General features: G+C 69.9%; 16 protein-coding genes. 9 read left to right on the top strand and 7 right to left on the bottom strand.

Features of this window, described 5'->3' with window-relative positions; all coding sequences use genetic code 11:
• Nucleotides 1–107: 107 nt before the first annotated feature.
• Nucleotides 108–905, bottom strand: coding sequence for a hypothetical protein (locus ACFVYE_RS14765; protein ID WP_389605741.1), 798 nt, complete (start codon nucleotides 903–905; stop codon nucleotides 108–110).
• A 1357-nt stretch (nucleotides 906–2262) separates the two neighbouring features.
• Here ACFVYE_RS14765 and fabV point away from each other — a divergent pair.
• Nucleotides 2263–3477: an enoyl-[acyl-carrier-protein] reductase FabV gene (fabV, locus tag ACFVYE_RS14760; protein WP_389605739.1), complete on the top strand. Its 1215-nt coding sequence runs from the start codon at nucleotides 2263–2265 to the stop codon at nucleotides 3475–3477.
• A gap of 45 nt (nucleotides 3478–3522) precedes the next feature.
• On the opposite strand, the gene ACFVYE_RS14755 is transcribed toward fabV, so the two are convergent.
• Nucleotides 3523–4125 carry a Tn3 family transposase gene (locus ACFVYE_RS14755; RefSeq protein ID WP_389605737.1) on the bottom strand — a complete coding sequence of 201 codons (603 nt, stop codon included), beginning with the start codon at nucleotides 4123–4125 and terminating at the stop codon, nucleotides 3523–3525.
• Here ACFVYE_RS14755 and ACFVYE_RS14750 point away from each other — a divergent pair.
• Entirely contained in the window at nucleotides 4080–4280 is a 201-nt protein-coding gene (locus ACFVYE_RS14750) for a hypothetical protein (RefSeq protein ID WP_389605812.1), read from the top strand. The genes ACFVYE_RS14755 and ACFVYE_RS14750 overlap by 46 nt on opposite strands.
• 401 nt (nucleotides 4281–4681) lie before the next feature.
• Nucleotides 4682–5350, top strand: coding sequence for an HAD-IA family hydrolase (locus ACFVYE_RS14745; protein WP_389605735.1), 669 nt, complete (start codon nucleotides 4682–4684; stop codon nucleotides 5348–5350).
• Between the two features lie 48 nt (nucleotides 5351–5398).
• Here the strand turns inward: ACFVYE_RS14745 and ACFVYE_RS14740 are convergent, their stop codons facing one another.
• Nucleotides 5399–6133 (bottom strand): ABC transporter permease, encoded by a 735-nt coding sequence (locus tag ACFVYE_RS14740; RefSeq protein WP_383963641.1) that lies wholly within the window; start codon nucleotides 6131–6133, stop codon nucleotides 5399–5401.
• Nucleotides 6134–6400: 267 nt separating this feature from the next.
• Between ACFVYE_RS14740 and ACFVYE_RS14735 the strand changes: the two genes are divergently transcribed.
• The 4 genes from ACFVYE_RS14735 to ACFVYE_RS14720 all read left to right on the top strand — a co-directional run bounded on the left by ACFVYE_RS14735 (nucleotide 6401) and on the right by ACFVYE_RS14720 (nucleotide 10456).
• The gene (locus ACFVYE_RS14735; protein ID WP_383963644.1) at nucleotides 6401–7045 is read left to right on the top strand and encodes an HNH endonuclease family protein; all 645 of its coding nucleotides are present in this window, start codon (nucleotides 6401–6403) and stop codon (nucleotides 7043–7045) included.
• A 181-nt stretch (nucleotides 7046–7226) separates the two neighbouring features.
• Nucleotides 7227–8981: an alkaline phosphatase D family protein gene (locus ACFVYE_RS14730; protein WP_383963647.1), complete on the top strand. Its 1755-nt coding sequence runs from the start codon at nucleotides 7227–7229 to the stop codon at nucleotides 8979–8981.
• An 83-nt stretch (nucleotides 8982–9064) separates the two neighbouring features.
• Nucleotides 9065–9523, top strand: a complete 459-nt coding sequence (locus tag ACFVYE_RS14725; protein WP_383963650.1) for a DoxX family protein — start codon at nucleotides 9065–9067, stop codon at nucleotides 9521–9523.
• A gap of 252 nt (nucleotides 9524–9775) precedes the next feature.
• A complete protein-coding gene (locus tag ACFVYE_RS14720; RefSeq protein ID WP_383963653.1) occupies nucleotides 9776–10456 on the top strand; it encodes a DedA family protein in 681 nt (226 codons plus the stop codon).
• Here the strand turns inward: ACFVYE_RS14720 and ACFVYE_RS14715 are convergent.
• The 4 genes from ACFVYE_RS14715 to ACFVYE_RS14700 all read right to left on the bottom strand — a co-directional run bounded on the left by ACFVYE_RS14715 (nucleotide 10443) and on the right by ACFVYE_RS14700 (nucleotide 13504).
• Nucleotides 10443–10667, bottom strand: coding sequence for a DUF2277 domain-containing protein (locus ACFVYE_RS14715; RefSeq protein WP_383963656.1), 225 nt, complete (start codon nucleotides 10665–10667; stop codon nucleotides 10443–10445). The genes ACFVYE_RS14720 and ACFVYE_RS14715 overlap by 14 nt on opposite strands.
• A gap of 131 nt (nucleotides 10668–10798) precedes the next feature.
• A complete protein-coding gene (locus ACFVYE_RS14710) occupies nucleotides 10799–12148 on the bottom strand; it encodes a DUF1254 domain-containing protein (protein WP_389605731.1) in 1350 nt (449 codons plus the stop codon).
• A gap of 97 nt (nucleotides 12149–12245) precedes the next feature.
• Nucleotides 12246–12680 (bottom strand): hypothetical protein, encoded by a 435-nt coding sequence (locus ACFVYE_RS14705; protein WP_383963661.1) that lies wholly within the window; start codon nucleotides 12678–12680, stop codon nucleotides 12246–12248.
• A gap of 224 nt (nucleotides 12681–12904) precedes the next feature.
• Complete coding sequence (locus ACFVYE_RS14700; protein ID WP_389605729.1) at nucleotides 12905–13504, bottom strand: hypothetical protein; 600 nt, start codon at nucleotides 13502–13504, stop codon at nucleotides 12905–12907.
• A 96-nt stretch (nucleotides 13505–13600) separates the two neighbouring features.
• Here ACFVYE_RS14700 and ACFVYE_RS14695 point away from each other — a divergent pair, with 96 nt between their 5' ends.
• Complete coding sequence (locus ACFVYE_RS14695) at nucleotides 13601–14569, top strand: MerR family transcriptional regulator (protein WP_389605727.1); 969 nt, start codon at nucleotides 13601–13603, stop codon at nucleotides 14567–14569.
• A 44-nt stretch (nucleotides 14570–14613) separates the two neighbouring features.
• Nucleotides 14614–14688 (top strand): 50S ribosomal protein bL37, encoded by a 75-nt coding sequence (locus tag ACFVYE_RS14690; RefSeq protein ID WP_015034725.1) that lies wholly within the window; start codon nucleotides 14614–14616, stop codon nucleotides 14686–14688.
• Nucleotides 14689–14922 lie beyond the last annotated feature (234 nt).

The following is a 14922-nucleotide window of genomic DNA, read 5'->3' as shown; positions in this document are numbered from 1 at the left end:
GCCCCCCGCGCCCTGGAGAGCCTGCCCGCACCGGCCACCGCCCTCACAGCCCGCGCCCTGCATCGCCCGCGAGCTGGAGGCAACCCCGGCGTGCCCGAGAACAGCGCCTAGCCGAGCCGTTGGACCTCATGTGCAACGGCTCGGCAGCTGCGCACGAAGTCTTGGGCAGCGCTGATCGTTACCGTCTCCGGTCTTTGGACTGCCTGGTCCCGCAAGCCCTTCAACTGGAGGAAGACACCCACCGCTTCTTCCGAAAGCCCCAGCAAACCAAGCCCCAGGTCCAGACTGAGGCCCATGCGGCTCGACGGGGCATCAAGTCGATGTTCCCTCAACAGGTCCTTGCAGAGCGATTCGAGCCTCGTCCATGCGGTGATTACGGCACTCACGGGCGACGCGGGCGCCATGGCCATCACGTCCGTGAATGCGTCACCGTGCGAGACGCACCGAGCAGTCAGAAATTCACGTTCGTCCGGCCGCGCAAGACGCAGCAGGGCCTGCACGGCATCAGAGCGTTGATTGCCGTCGTTCAATAGCTCCAACAACCGCCGAGTCACTTCATCACGGGAAACCGTAAGCTCATCCCGCGGCTCATGCCGGCCAACGCGGCGCGGCTCAGGACCAGGCTCGGGCCCGAAATCAGGCTCGGGCTCGGAATCAGGCGCAGGCACTGCTACGGGAGGGTTCCTCACCTCACCAGAAGCGCTGGAGCGAACCAGCCCCTCCGCCTCATCGAGCACGTTGCGCGCCTCTGCCGCGAACTCGGCGCTTCCCGCAAGGGTTTCAACCCGCGTCAGTCGGCCGAGCGCTTCCTTGATTTGGCTACGCAGGACCCAGACCAGCCCTACCACGACCAAGGGCCAGGCAAGGGTCTTGACGTACTCCAGCACGAGTTTCGCGATCTCCACGGCGCCATCATGCTGCGGCTCGGTGCGCACCCCTGGGGCCGGCGCCGCAATCGTGACAGAGGCGAGACACACGACCGACGCGCATCGCCCACCACCGACTGCCGCGGCGAGGAGGTGACGCACCCATGGGCCGACCGGCGCGTCATGATGGCCACCGCGGGGCCCCTCGGCCGGCCACTCAGACCGGTCCCGTTTCGACTGCGCCCAAAGTCAGCACCAGCAACCCGAGTTGGGATGACGCCGCCGTGCAGGCCGAGGCCGCCGCGACCCTCGCCGAGACCGGCGCGGCAGCGCCCGACCCCGGCAGCACCTACCCACTCAGCTGCTGAAGGGGGCCGCTCCTCCGGAAGAGCGGCCCCCAATTGTCGGTAATTACCTGATAGTTGAATCTGGCTCGGCGGGCGCTACACCCGCAATGTGGCAAATAGTCTCAGCAGCAGGAACATTGTGCGCTGATTCGCATCCCCGGTCGACGGCGAGGATGCCAGTAATGAGATAAAAGGCGACCGCTGCGGTAGATGCAGCAATGGCCGCTACAACCTTGACACGGCGGCCCCAGCTCGGCGCCCCGCGGTTCACACAGGTAGTGGATTCGGAAACGGTGGTCGAAAGGTCAAACTCTGCTAGAGGCGCAGCGCCATTGGTACTTCGCTCATGTGACTGACGACACATCTTATTTTCTCCTTATGGATGGAAAGATCGCCAAGCTTCGTGCTAGGCCACTCCAGCGTACGCACCGAGCCAGGGTACGCAAGGGCGATCTACGGGCGTAGACGCTCCGTTATCATTCCGTGATTTCTGCTTCAACTGAACATACGAGGAGCCCCAGCTGACGCCTAAAAGGTTGCGGCTCTAACTACCTCTGGGGGGGTGCCCGCGCGCCGATCCCTCCGGGCATGGCCGAAGGCCTCTCCGCCGGTACGCGGGACCTGTACGCCCGCCGCCGAAGAGCGCCTACTCGGCATCGTCGCACGGCAGTTGGAGGGTGGGTGCGACTCGCCGCAGTGGGACGGAGCCGGAGAACGTCCGCCGATGCTTCAGGTCGTCCCCCGGAGGCCGTCCCCGAGCTCACCAGCCTGCTCGCCCCGGACGACAGTCGGCGCTGAGGGCGGGCCGGGCTTCGTCCCGCCCGGTGGCGGATCGGGGGAGGGTGTGGGCGAAGTGCTGCGCGGTGATGCCGAGCCCGGTCACAGCCACTTCTTGCTCTGCTGGAAGTGGTGGAAACACTCCAAGACCGGCTCGTGATCGTTGTCTCTGGCGGGGCCACTGCCCGTGTCCGTCCTGTCGCAGACTTGCAGGACGTGGTGGCCCGGCTGGTCGCCGCGTCTTTGTCCCAGCCGAACCAAGGACTGCAATCGTGAGCGAGCGCGTTCTCACCCCCCGCAACCGGGGCTTCCTCTTCCTCGACTCCCACCCGGCGGGCTGCGAGCAGTTGGTGGCCGACATGTGGCAGGCATGTCCCGCCCCTGCCGGCGTGCCGGAGGGCGCCGGGCCGGTGGCTCTGATCATCGGCTCCTCGGCCGGATACGGCCTCGCGGCCACTCTCGCCGGACTGAAGCGCGCCGGCATCCGCGGCATCATGGTCTCCTTCGAGAAGGCCCCTACCGAACGGCGTACCGCTACGGCCGGCTGGTACCGCACCGCCGCCACCGCCGACATCGCCCGCACCGCCGGGCGGGATCTGGTCTTCCTCAACGGCGACGCGTTCTCCGACACGATGAAGAACCAGGTCGCCGACCTCATCGAGCAGCGTTTCGGCGGCAGGCTGGACTACCTGATCTACTCGGTGGCCGCGCCCCGGCGCACCGACCCCGACACCGGCACCACATACGCCTCCGTCCTCAAGCCGATCGGCCGGGCGAACCGCACCAAGACCCTCCTCTTCGACGACCAGGGCGTTCCCGAGGTCCGCGAGGTCGAGACCGGGCCGGCCGAGGGCGACGATGTCGAGCAGACCGTGGCCGTGATGGGCGGCGCGGACTGGGAACGCTGGATCGACCACCTGGCCGGTCGGGGCCTGCTCGCCGACGGCTTCGCCACCGCCGCGCTGTCGTACATCGGCTCGCCGCTGACAGCGGCGATCTACCGGCAGGGCACCATCGGCGCGGCCAAGGCCCACTTGGAGGCCACCGCCCGCACCCTGAACGAGCGGCTCGACAACACGGTGGGCGGGCGGGCCGTGACCTCCGTCAACGGCGCCGCCGTCACCCAGTCCTCCACCGCCATCCCCGGCATCGCCCTGTACACCGGCCTGCTGCGCGGCGTCCTCGGAAAGGACCTGGTCCCGCCGATGCACCAGCTCGCCGCCCTGTGGGACCAGCTCACCGGTGCCGCTCCGCTCGCTCTGGACGACGAAGGCCGGATCCGCCTGGACAACTGGGAACTCACCGACGACGTCCAGGCGGCCGTCGCCGAACGCTGGGAGGCCGCCACTACCGACACCATCGCCGACCTCGCCGACCTCGCCTGGTTCCGCGCCGAAGTCCAACGCCTGTACGGATTCTCCGTGCCGGGCATCGACTACGCCGCCGCGGTTGCCACCGACATCCCCTGGCCCGACCACACACCCTGACCCCGGCGCGGAGAACCGCCATGCGGAACACCCCGCCGAGCGGCCTCATTCTTCGTCGATGGCGTCCTTGTCACGCAGGGGCCGCATACCGCCGGGGAGGTCCGGAAGGTGGAACGGGTACCGGCCCGGCATGTTGATGTGGTGAAGGACGAACGGGGAAAGGCGGGCGCCGTCCTCGTCGCGGACGTCGAACCCGTCCGCGCGCAGTTGGTTGACGGCTGCGTCCATGCAGCGGGTGTTTGACAGCACGAGCGCGTTGAGGACCAGGCCGAGGGCGCCGACCTGGTCCTCCGGCTCCGCCCGGTAGTGGCCCTCCAACTCCTGCTGGAAGCAGTCGATCAGGGCAGGGTCGACGTGCTGCGGCGCGACCGGTCCCGCAACGAGCGCGGCGGCGGTGACGGAGGCTTGGCGGCGCACCTGTTCCTCTTCGTGGTGCTCGGGCCGGGCGCCACTTACGGCAATGCCGATCAAGGTGTACGAGGTCGACCGCAAAGGCAGAACGCGCGCCGTCCGCCCGGAGGTCGAGGTCACCCCGCTCAAGACGTGGACCAGTCCGCGGCGTACCCGGCCTGCGAGTGCGACCAGTGCAAGAACAAGCAGTCGTGACCGCCCCGACCCGGCCGCTCCCGGCGCCCGGCGAGCCGACATGGGACCAGTCCATGGGCCGTGCCTGCATCCGGTGCAGGAAGCCCCTCACCTTCGGCCCGGTGAGTGCCTGGTTCATCCGCGACCGGCTCGGAGCCCGCAACCTCGACACCGAGGTATGGGCCGGGCCCCGCTGCGCCAGCGCACGGCCCCGATGACTCCCGCCGCAGGTCCCCCGAACGGGTGGCCTCAGCGGGTGAGCACTGCACGTCCCCAGTGACCGAGCCACCCTGGCCAGGACCCCATACAGGAGGACCACGTGGTGTATCGGCCGCCGCCATGCCCCCACTGCCCCGACCGTCCTGCGCTGTGGAGAGACACCAGCCGCACCACACCGACTGCAGCGGAACGGTGGGACTGGTGCTGCGCCGGATGTCGAGGGAAGTGGGAGCCCACTCTCGAACAGAAGGCGAAGCTCTCGTATGGGACACCGGGAAGATCGCGCCATTGGCTGTAGCGCCACGCCGAACCGGCTCCGGCATGTCTCTGGATTGGCCAGAGCGGCACTCCTCTTTGTATCGTGGTGAAACAAATACGCCGCACGTAGAGGATGGCCCCCTTGCCCAGGTCAGAGACCATTGGTGTTTTCAAGGCATTGCTCCTGGACATGGACGGCACCCTCGTGAACTCCGACGCCGTCGTGGAGCGCTGCTGGCGACGCTGGGCACTGCGGGAGGGGCTCGACCCGGAGGCCGCGCTCAAGGTGGTTCACGGGCGGCAGGGGTACGCCACCATGGCGGTACTCCTCCCGGACCGCCCGATGGAGCAGAACTACGCGGACAACCGGGTGATGCTCGCCGAGGAGACCGCCGACACCGACGGCGTCGTCCCGATCGCCGGCGCACCCGCCTTCATGGACGCGATCGCCGGGCTCCCGCACGCCCTGGTCACCTCGGCCGACGAGGCGCTGGCCCGGACCCGGATGACCGCGTCCGGCCTTCGGATGCCGGTCACCCGCGTCACCGCCGAGAGCGTCGGCGCAAGCAAGCCGGACCCCGAGGGCTTCCTCAAGGGAGCGGCCGAGCTGGGGTTCGCCCCGGCGGACTGTGTCGTCTTCGAGGACTCGGAGGCGGGCATCGCGGCCGGCCGGGCGGCGGGCATGCGCGTCGTGGGCGTCGGCCCGCGGGCCGCGGCGCTCTCGCCCGACGCACACGTCGAGGACCTGACCCAGCTCCGGGTGGAAGTGGCGGCCGACGGTTCGATCCGGCTGCACATCAGCGCGCGATAGCCGGACCCCGGCGGGCCTCGGTCCGCGACAGCCGACCTCCGACGAGCCTCAGTCCCGGTGCAGCCGTCCCCGTGCCACCAGTTCGAGCACGGTCGCGACGGCCACCGCCTGTACGGCTATGAGCGCCACCAGCACGAACAGCTGCACAGCCCCCGCCTGGACCGGCGAGGCGCCGCCCAGCAGCATGCCCACAAAGGCGCCCGGCAATGTGACGAGCCCCACCGTCCGCGTCTGATCGAGCCCCGGCAGCAGCGCGTCCGCCGCCGCGGGCCGGGCGATCTCCAGCCTCGCGTCACGGTCGAGCAGCCCGAGCGCCATACCCGCCTCCACCTCCCCGCGCCGGGTCGTCAACTCGTCCAGCGCCCGCCGCCCGCCGAGCACGGTCGCGGTCAGCGCACCCCCGATGAGGATGCCGGTCACCGGGATCAGCGCGATGCCCCGGACCGGGACGAGTCCGGTGAGCAGCAGCAGGGCGACCACCGGCACGACCCCCGCCCCGATCGGCAGAGCCGCCCACCACCAGGTGCGATTGCGGGTGATCCGGCGGCCCGCGGTGCGTACCGCCACGGCGTACATCAGCGCCACGAACGCGAGCAGCGGCGGCAGCGAACGGACCACCCAGCCGATGAGCAGGGAAACCGCGGCGAGTTGGACCGCGGCCCGCAGCCCGGCCAGCAGGATCTCGCGCGACCGGCCGAGTGAGGCCAGGGCGGCGACGGAGGCCGCCGCCACGAGCAGCAGGGCCAGGACGACCCCGAGCGTGATGTTGACCGGTAGCAGCACACCGCAACCCTACGACCGGCCAGGCTCGGGCTGCCTGCGCGAACCGGACCACTGCACAGCCGAATTGCCGGTGCGTCACTACGTGCGCCCGCGCAGATGCGGACGTACGCCCCAATGCCCCAGCCCCGTTCGTCAGAACTCTTGATGTGACGTGCCCATGTCGCCACTCTGTTACCTGGCGCCCACCCCACGGAAACCTGGCGCCGCCACGATGGCCGGGCCCCACGGGTCGCCCGTCCAAGGTCCCCCCACATCAAGGGAGTTCGCATGTCAGGTGTCTACGCGCGTCGCATCGCTGTCGTCGCCGCATCCGCCGCCCTCGCCGCAACCACCGGACTGCTCACCGCCCCCACCGCCCAGGCGGCCATGCCCACCCCGGTCTCGGCATCGACCGCCCGCACTTATCTGAGCGAGCTGACAGTCTCCGCGGAGGGCTCGTCGACCGGCTACAGTCGCGACAAGTTCCCGCACTGGATCACCCAGTCGGGCGCCTGCAACACCCGCGAGGTCGTCCTGGAGCGGGACGGAACGAATGTGACGCAGGACTCCAGCTGCGCAGCCGTCGGCGGAAGTTGGTACTCGGAGTACGACGGAGCCACCTGGACCGCCGCATCCGATCTGGACATCGACCACATGGTCCCGCTCGCCGAGGCCTGGCGATCGGGCGCCAGCAGCTGGACGACCGCCCAACGGCAGGCGTACGCCAACGACCTGACGCGCCCCCAGCTGATCGCGGTCACCGACAATGTCAACCAGTCCAAGGGCGACCAGGACCCGGCCAGTTGGCTGCCCTCGCGCACCGCGTACCGGTGCACGTACGTGCGCGCCTGGGTGCATGTGAAGCACTACTACGACCTGAGCGTCGACTCGGCCGAGAAGAGCGCCCTGCAGTCCGTCCTGAACGGCTGCTGAACAGCTGCTGAACGACACGGCGAAGGCCGCGCCGGGCAACCGCGTCCAGCCACTCACCGAAGAGCCGGGGGCCCGCTGAGCGGAACCGGCCCGCCCTCCCCCGTCGTTCCGTACCGTACGGAGCCGTGCACGCCGCACGGCTCCGTACCCGTACACCGGGACGACGCGAGGAGGGCACACCATGGCCGGGCTCCGGCTGGGACCACTGCTGCGGTACGTCGACTGGGAGACCGCTTCGACCGCCACCGTCTGGGTCGAGGCGGACCGGCCGTGCACGGCCGAAGTCCGTTGCGCGGACGGCGCGTCGGGCTCCTCCCGCACGTTCGCGGTCGCCGGTCATCACTACGCACTGGTCATGGTGACGGGCCTGACGCCCGGCTCGACCACGGCGTACGAGGTGCTGCTCGACGAGCGACGGGTGTGGCCGCCCGAGAACTCCCGCTTCCCTCCGAGCACCATCACCACCCCACCCCTGGCCGAGGAGACGGACCACCGGACCGTACGGGCCGTCTTCGGCTCCTGCCGCTGGGCGGCTCCCCCGGCCGGCGAGCGGGACCTCTCCTGCGGCCCCGGTCAGCGCGCGGACCTGCCGGACCCGGCCGGCCCGGACGCCCTCGACACCCTTGCCACCCATCTCGCCGGCGACCCCGACGCGGAACGCCCCGACGTACTGCTGCTCCTCGGCGACCAGGTCTACGCGGACGAGACATCGCAGGCGACCCGCCGCCGCCTCGCCGCACGCCGCGATCTGCGCGAGCCGCCCGGCCCTCAGGTGGCGGACTACGAGGACTACACCTGCCTCTACGACGAGTCGTGGCGCGACCCCGAGGTGCGCTGGCTGCTCTCCACCGTCCCCAGTTGCATGATCTTCGACGATCACGACGTCATAGATGACTGGAACACCAGTGAGGCCTGGCTCACCGCCATCCGTGCCACCCACTGGTGGCACGAACGGATCGTCAGCGGGCTGATGTCGTACTGGGTGTATCAGCATCTCGGCAATCTCTCCCCCGCCGAACTGACCGCCGACCCGCTCTACGCCGCGGTCCGCGCCACCCCGGACGGCACCGAGACGCTGCGCCGCTTCGCCGCCGGGGCGGACGCCGAACCGACCCGTACGCGCTGGAGCTACCGGCGTGTTTTCGGCCGAGTACGACTGCTGATGGTGGACACCCGCGCGGCCCGCGAGCTCGACGAGCAGCGGCGGTCGATGCTCGACACCGAAGAGGCGCGCTGGGTGCGCGAGGAAGCCCTTGCCGACCCCGGTTCGTACGACCATCTCCTGATCGGCACTTCGCTGCCGTGGCTCCTGCCGCCGCTCGTCCACGACGCGGAGCAGTGGAACGCCGCGCTGTGCCGTGGCGAGCGCGGAGGGCCCGAGGGGCGCTGGGCACGCTTCGGCGAGAAGCTGCGCCAACGCTCCGACCTGGAACATTGGGCAGCCTTCCCCGACTCCTTCCGGGAGCTGACCGAGCTGATCCGGCAGGCGGGCCGGGGCCCGGACGCCCCGGCATCGATATGCGTGCTGTCGGGCGATGTGCACCACGCGTACATCGCGGAGCCCGCGTGGCCGGCCGGGGTGCCCGGTGGCGCCCCCGAGGCACGCGTCCTTCAGCTGACCTGCTCCCCTGTGCACAACTCGATCCCCGGCCCGCTCAGGGCCGGCTTCCGCTTCGGCTGGAGCCGGGCGGGGCGGCGGCTCGGCAGGCTGCTGGCGCGGCACGGGCGGACGGGCACACCGCCGGTCCACTGGCACAGGACCGGCGGACCATGGTTCGGCAATCAGCTCATGACACTCACCCTGCATGGCCGGAAAGCTGCGCTGACATTGGTTCAGGCCAAGGCAACGAAGAAAGGTGTGCAGCTGGAGACAGTGCTGGACCGCCTCCTGACCGACAACCATGGGACGACTTTCAGCCAGTCAACCAAATGTTGAACTTGCAAGCATTGGTGAGGTTTCCCTAATCTTGGGCGCTCAATCGGTTCACGTCCCCACCAGACCGAAGGAGCCCTCCCCCCATGCACACACGTCTGAATCAGGCTCAGCCCTATGCCCTCGGCCTGTTCCGGATCGTCGTAGGCCTGCTCTTCGCCTGCCACGGCGCCGCTTCTCTCTTCGGCGTCCTCGGCGGCGCGATGGGCGGCGGTTCCATACCCGCCGGAACCTGGCCCGGCTGGTACGCGGCGGTCATCCAGCTCGTCGGCGGCAGCCTGGTGGTGCTCGGCCTGGGCACCCGCATCGCCGCCCTGATCTCCTCCGGCTCCATGGCGTACGCGTACTTCAAGGTCCACCAGCCCGAGGCGCTCTTCCCGCTGCAGAACGGCGGCGAGCCCTCGGCCGTCTTCTGCTGGGTGTTCCTCCTGCTGGTCTTCACCGGCCCCGGCGCGCTGGCCCTGGACCGGCTGTTCAGCCGGGGCGGCGCGGAGAGCGACGGCCAGGACCGCGCACGCGAGCAGGTACCGGCCGTAACGGTCTGACGGCCGCAGTGGCGGCCCTGCTGACGGCCGTCACGGCCCGATCCGCACGGGACCGCCCCCTCCGCTCGCGGGCCGTTCCTCACGTACACCCGGAACCTGGTCTTCCCATTTCTGGGTGTACGTGAGCTTTCCAACATCGTCCGTATTTGTAGATCACCGGATGAGCCTCAGGCGTACGCTGTACAGCTGGCCCTGCCGCTCCTGCCGCTCCCCTGCGACGTCGCGGCGTTGTTCCGGATCGGGGAGTAGTAGGTGCTTGAGAGTGTGGGTGCGCTGACCGGCAGCCCATGGATCTACGCCGTGGTCGCCGTCTCGGTGCTCCTGGACGTCTTTCTGCCCGTGCTGCCCAGCGGAGTCCTGGTGATCACGGCCGCCACGGCGGCCGCCGCCGGTTCGACGACCGTCGCAGGCGCGGCCTCCGCGACGCGCGCCGCCGAGCAGGTGCCCGAGGTCCCCTCCCTCCTCGCCCTGATCCTGTGCGCGGCCACCGCCTCGGTGCTCGGCGACCTCGTCGCGTACCGGCTGGCCTGGCGCGGCGGCGAACGCCTGGACCGGGCCATCGCCCGCTCCCGCCGCCTCACCTCCGCGCAGGAACGCCTCGGCACCGCCCTGGCCCGGGGCGGCGGCGTCCTCGTCGTCATTGCCCGCTTCGCCCCGGCCGGCCGCTCGGTCGTCTCCCTGGGCGCGGGCGCCGCGCATCGCAAGGTGAAGGATTTCCTGCCCTGGTCGGCCCTGGCGGGCGTGGCCTGGGCCGGTTACAGCGTCGGCCTCGGCTACTTCGGCGCCCAGTGGCTCGGTGCGACCTGGGTGGGCACAGCCATTTCGGTCCTCGCCCTGTTCGTGGCGGGCGCCCTGGCCGCGTACGTCATGCGGCGCCCGGCAGCGGAAGCGGCCGCCCAGGCATCGACCGCGACGGCCACTACGACGTCCTGACGGCGCCCCGTATCTCCAGACCGTCCAGCAGCCTGGCGGTCGCCTCGGCGATCTCGCCGACGGCCCGGTCGAACACCTCCTGATTGTGCGCGGCCGGAGCCCGGAAGCCGGACACCTTGCGTACGAACTGCAGGGCGGCGGCCCGGATCTCCTCCTCGGTGGCCTCTTCGGGGAGGGCGGGCGGGCGGAGGGTCTTGATACTGCGGCACATGCGTCCAGTGTGACCCGAGCCACTGACAACGGGCGGACGGGGGCGACCGTCTGCGACAACGGGCGGGCGGGGCGGGCATCCGCCGATGGCATCAGCCACGCCTCACTCCGCCACTCCCGGCTCCGCTCACCTCACCGCTCACCGCTCCGTTCGACGGCGGGAATCCCGTACGCACCGTCGAGGATCTCCGGCCCCGGCGCGTAGAGCCCGAGCACGGGCCGGAAGTCCCCGTCGGGCGCAGGCAGCCAGTTCGCCGCCGCATCCGGGTCGGCCGGACGCTCCCGCTGGATGCGGATCGTGAGCGAACCGTCCTCGCCGTATACGAGACCAGGCGTACGGTCACCGATCGAGTACCGCGCGGCCGGGTTCTCGACGAGGCGGTGATCCGGCAGGCTGTACATGGTCACGGACCAGAACGCTTCGACCGGCGGCTGCCGCTCGAAGCGCAGCACATAGGAGTGAGCGCCGTTGAGCTGCTCACCGTCGGCGTCGCGGAAGGTGCGGGCGTACACCGCCTCGTACCCGTGGCTCCCCCACAGCGCGGTCCGTGCAGCCACCGCTCTGACCTGATAGGCGGCCTCGCGGTCCGTGATCCGCCACTCCGGGGAGTCGAGGGCCCCGACGCCGTGCCAGTCGAGGTTGTAGTCGAAGAGATGTGGATCCATCTCCCAGCCCTCACGCGCCGCCGCGGGCCGGCTCGCCTCCTCCACCCGCGCCCTGCCCCGCGCGAGGCCCTCGGTCAGCGCGTGTACGAGGGCGGGGTCGGCGGACACGTATGGCGAGGGCCCCTCCTCCAGCAGCTCCAGCGGCTGGAACCGGTCCTGATACGCCTGGTCGGCCGCGGACGGCGGAAAGTCCGCCATCCATACCCTGAGCTGCTCGAAGAACCTCAGCGGCTCCGGTACATCGGGGTCGGGCGCGGGCAGTCCCGTGCGATGAGTACCCGGTTCGAGATGTGTGAGGGCGAACTGTGCCTGAAGGGCGCGCACCCGGCCCAGGTCGTCCGGACCGTTGCAGGCGTTGCGGCCGATGACGGAGACAACGGAGGTCGGTGCGTCGAGCACCCCGCGCACCCCGTCGGGCACGCTGCCCGACCAGCCCGGCGGTACGACGAGCCAGTCCCCGGCCCCCGTACCGGTGGCACGGCGGCCGACGTACGCGAAGTTGTTGGTCCAGGCGTCCACGAACTGCAGCACGTAGTACGCCCCGTCCGTGTCGGGTACATGGAGCACGACCGGACCGCCGGAGAGGTCGAGGTGGGCGATCGAGTGGACGGTGTCGTTGTCGATGGACACGAAGTGCGTGTAAGGGAGGTCCAGTTGAATGGAGTGCGCGAAGTGGTTGAAGGGGGTGGGCGGCAGCGGACCGAAGCCCGTGTGCATGAAGTCCTCGACTGCCGACAGGCCATGGACCAGCGGACAGCCGTAGACATACGCCTCGGCGGCAAGAGCGACAAGCTCTTCCGTGTTCTCCTTCGACACCGCAGTCCTTTCACTCACTGCACCCGCTCACGGCAGGGGCCGGCATGGACCGGCCTCCGCCCGGGAAGGCCGAGTCGGGCCGGTGCGCCCTGACGGCTCAGATGACCGCCTTCGAGCCCTCCGTGCACAGGGCCCAGATGACGAATGCGTCGATGGCGATGGAGATGATCGCCCAGACCGGCTGGTACGGCAGCCAGATGAAGTTGACGATCAGGTTGATGGCGGCAAGCACCACACCCGTGGCGCGGGCCCAGGCGGCGCCCTTGAGAATGCCCCAGCCGACGCACACGAGCACGATGCCGAGGACGAGGTGGATCCATCCCCAGGCGCTCACATCGAACTTGAACGTGTAGTTCCTGACACGTCTGTAGACCTCGTCGGAGGCGAGACCGGTGATGCCCTTGATCACTCCGAGGACACCGTCGACGAGAAGCAGCACACCGGCGAACGTGATCCCACCGGCCGCCCAGGGGTTGATGCCCCCGGGTTCGGTGGAACGGGCCGGGCCGGGCGTGGGCGCTGTGTGTGCCATGGAAACTCCTTGGCCGGGGCGGGACTGCAAGACAGAACCGACCCTGCGCGGCACCTTCCCGGGCGACCACCCGGACGCGCCCATACGGGTGACGCCCCTGGAAGCACAGCCGCGAAGCCGGGCAGCCGTGCGTCATACGAAAACCCGGTCCGCGAACAGCCGGAGCCGAGCGGCCGGAGGGGGTGTCCGGCTGGGGCCGAACGGCTGGGGCCGAGGTGCCGGCGCTAGGACGCCGGGAACCGCGACACCTTCGCGACCTTGCACGTGAGCCTGCCCGGAAATTTCCCCAGCCCCTGGGCCTTCCCCACGGACTTCTGCCCGGCATCCAGGTCGGACGACGACGTCAGTCCCTCGCCGTGGCGCGTACCGTCCCCGTCCACGAACTCCACGTTCACGATGTAGGACGCCCGTGCCCCGGAGTGGTTCACGATCTCCACATCCGCCGCGGGCCACTGCGTCACCGAGTCCAGCTCACAACTCGTGATCCGCACATCGTCCTCGGCCCCCGAGTCCTTGGCAGCAGGCGGCTCGGTGGGTGCGTCGGACACACCGTCCTCCACAGGAGCGCCGCCCCCTGTGTCCTCCACCGACGGCTGCTTCGACTTGCTCGACGACGAGTTGCCGCCGACCGAGGTGGCGATCAGCACGCCGAGGGCCAGCAGGGCAGCCACCCCACCCACCACGGACAGCGCGACGATCAGCCCGGTACGGGACTTCTTCGGCGGCTGCGGAAAACCACCCGCTCCCGGGCCCGGCTGCGGCCACTGCCGGTACGGCGATGGCTGTTGATCGGGCCGAGGCGGCGGCGGGTAGCCGTACGACATGGATTCCCCCCACGGGATGGTGCGAATGTGAAGGAGACACGTTACGACGTGGCCGGGGCTTGAGTCTCCCGTGGGGGGAGGCGTGAGAGTGGGGGCATGGACGGCGACACGCTCTACTCGATCGGTGATCTGGCCAGGCGGACCGGGCTGACGGTCAAGACCATCCGGTTCTACTCCGACCGCGGGATCGTGCCGCCGACCGACCGCAGCCCGGCCGGCTACCGCCGCTACGGCATCGACGCCGCCGCACGCCTCGACCTGGTGCGTACGCTGCGCGACCTGGGACTGGACCTTCCCACGATCCGGAAGGTCGTGGACCGGGAGCTCTCGCTCCCCGAGGTCGCCGCAGCGCACGCCGAGGCCCTGGCGGTGCAGATCCGCACTCTGCGCACGCGGCAAGCGGTGCTGACGACGGTGGCCAGGCGCGGGTCCACGCCTGAGGAAATGGATCTCATGCACAAACTGGCCAAGCTCTCGGAGGTCGAACGCCGACGCCTGATCGGCGATTTCCTCGACACCGCATTCGGCGGCCTGGACACCGCCTCCGGGGTCACCGGAATCATGCGCTCGATGACCCCGGAGCTGCCCGGCTCCCCCGACACCGAACAGGTGGAGGCGTGGGTGGAGTTGGCCGAACTGTCCCAGGACCCCGATTTCCGCGCCGTGGTACGCAGCATGGCTGAGCACCACGCGGCCGAGCGCGCCCGGGGCGATACGACCAGCCTGCGACGCGACCCCGCGGCAACGGTCCGCGCCCACGTCGCCCCGGCTCTGACGGCCGGCATCACCCCGGCCTCGCCACGGGCGGATCCGATCGTCGAATCGGTCATGACCGAGTACGCACACGACAGCGGCCACCCCGACGACCTCGCTCTCCGCCACCGGCTGCTGACCCTGTTGGAGACCGCGAACGACCCTCGCCGGCAGCGGTACCTGGAGCTGCTCGCAGTGGTCAACGCCTGGCCTCCCCCGGACGACCCGGCACCGGCATTCACGTGGTTCACGGAGGCGCTGCGCGCCCGGCTGCCGGGCACCTCTGATGCGGCTGCACCGGGTCGAACCTAGACTGACGAAGGCCCGAAACATCCTGAATGAGGGAGATGTGCAGTATGGCCAAGCGAGGAAACAAGCGACGCGCCCGCAAGAAGAAGAACGCCAATCACGGCAAGCGTCCCAACGCCTGAGCCGACCGAGCAGACAGCCCGGGGGGACGCCGCCTCCACGCTTGAGAGGCGTCCCGCCCGTGGCGGGGAGCTCATGGCCCATCAGAACCACCGCTCCCGCCGGGTCGCACCCGGCAGGATCTCCGGCGAGCCGGTCCGGCCCTGCGCTGTCGATGCCGGGGCACAGCGCACGGCATGACAACGGGGTGGCAGGGGCACCGCACGCGCAGGGTTTACTTTCGGCAGTGCCGGGAC

This window comes from Streptomyces sp. NPDC058239 (assembly GCF_042882185.1).
Taxonomy (GTDB): domain Bacteria; phylum Actinomycetota; class Actinomycetes; order Streptomycetales; family Streptomycetaceae; genus Streptomyces.
This window is presented reverse-complemented; position numbering and strand designations above follow the sequence as displayed.

Bases quoted from the DNA above. Each gene is read 5' to 3' on its own strand.
- ACFVYE_RS14755 (WP_389605737.1), bottom strand. From the start codon at position 4,125: ATGTCGGCTCGCCGGGCGCCGGGAGCGGCCGGGTCGGGGCGGTCACGA.
- ACFVYE_RS14735 (WP_383963644.1), top strand. From the start codon at position 6,401: ATGTCAGGTGTCTACGCGCGTCGCATCGCTGTCGTCGCCGCATCCGCC.
- ACFVYE_RS14730 (WP_383963647.1), top strand. From the start codon at position 7,227: ATGGCCGGGCTCCGGCTGGGACCACTGCTGCGGTACGTCGACTGGGAG.
- ACFVYE_RS14725 (WP_383963650.1), top strand. From the start codon at position 9,065: ATGCACACACGTCTGAATCAGGCTCAGCCCTATGCCCTCGGCCTGTTC.
- ACFVYE_RS14715 (WP_383963656.1), bottom strand. From the start codon at position 10,667: ATGTGCCGCAGTATCAAGACCCTCCGCCCGCCCGCCCTCCCCGAAGAG.
- ACFVYE_RS14705 (WP_383963661.1), bottom strand. From the start codon at position 12,680: ATGGCACACACAGCGCCCACGCCCGGCCCGGCCCGTTCCACCGAACCC.
- ACFVYE_RS14700 (WP_389605729.1), bottom strand. From the start codon at position 13,504: ATGTCGTACGGCTACCCGCCGCCGCCTCGGCCCGATCAACAGCCATCG.
- ACFVYE_RS14695 (WP_389605727.1), top strand. From the start codon at position 13,601: ATGGACGGCGACACGCTCTACTCGATCGGTGATCTGGCCAGGCGGACC.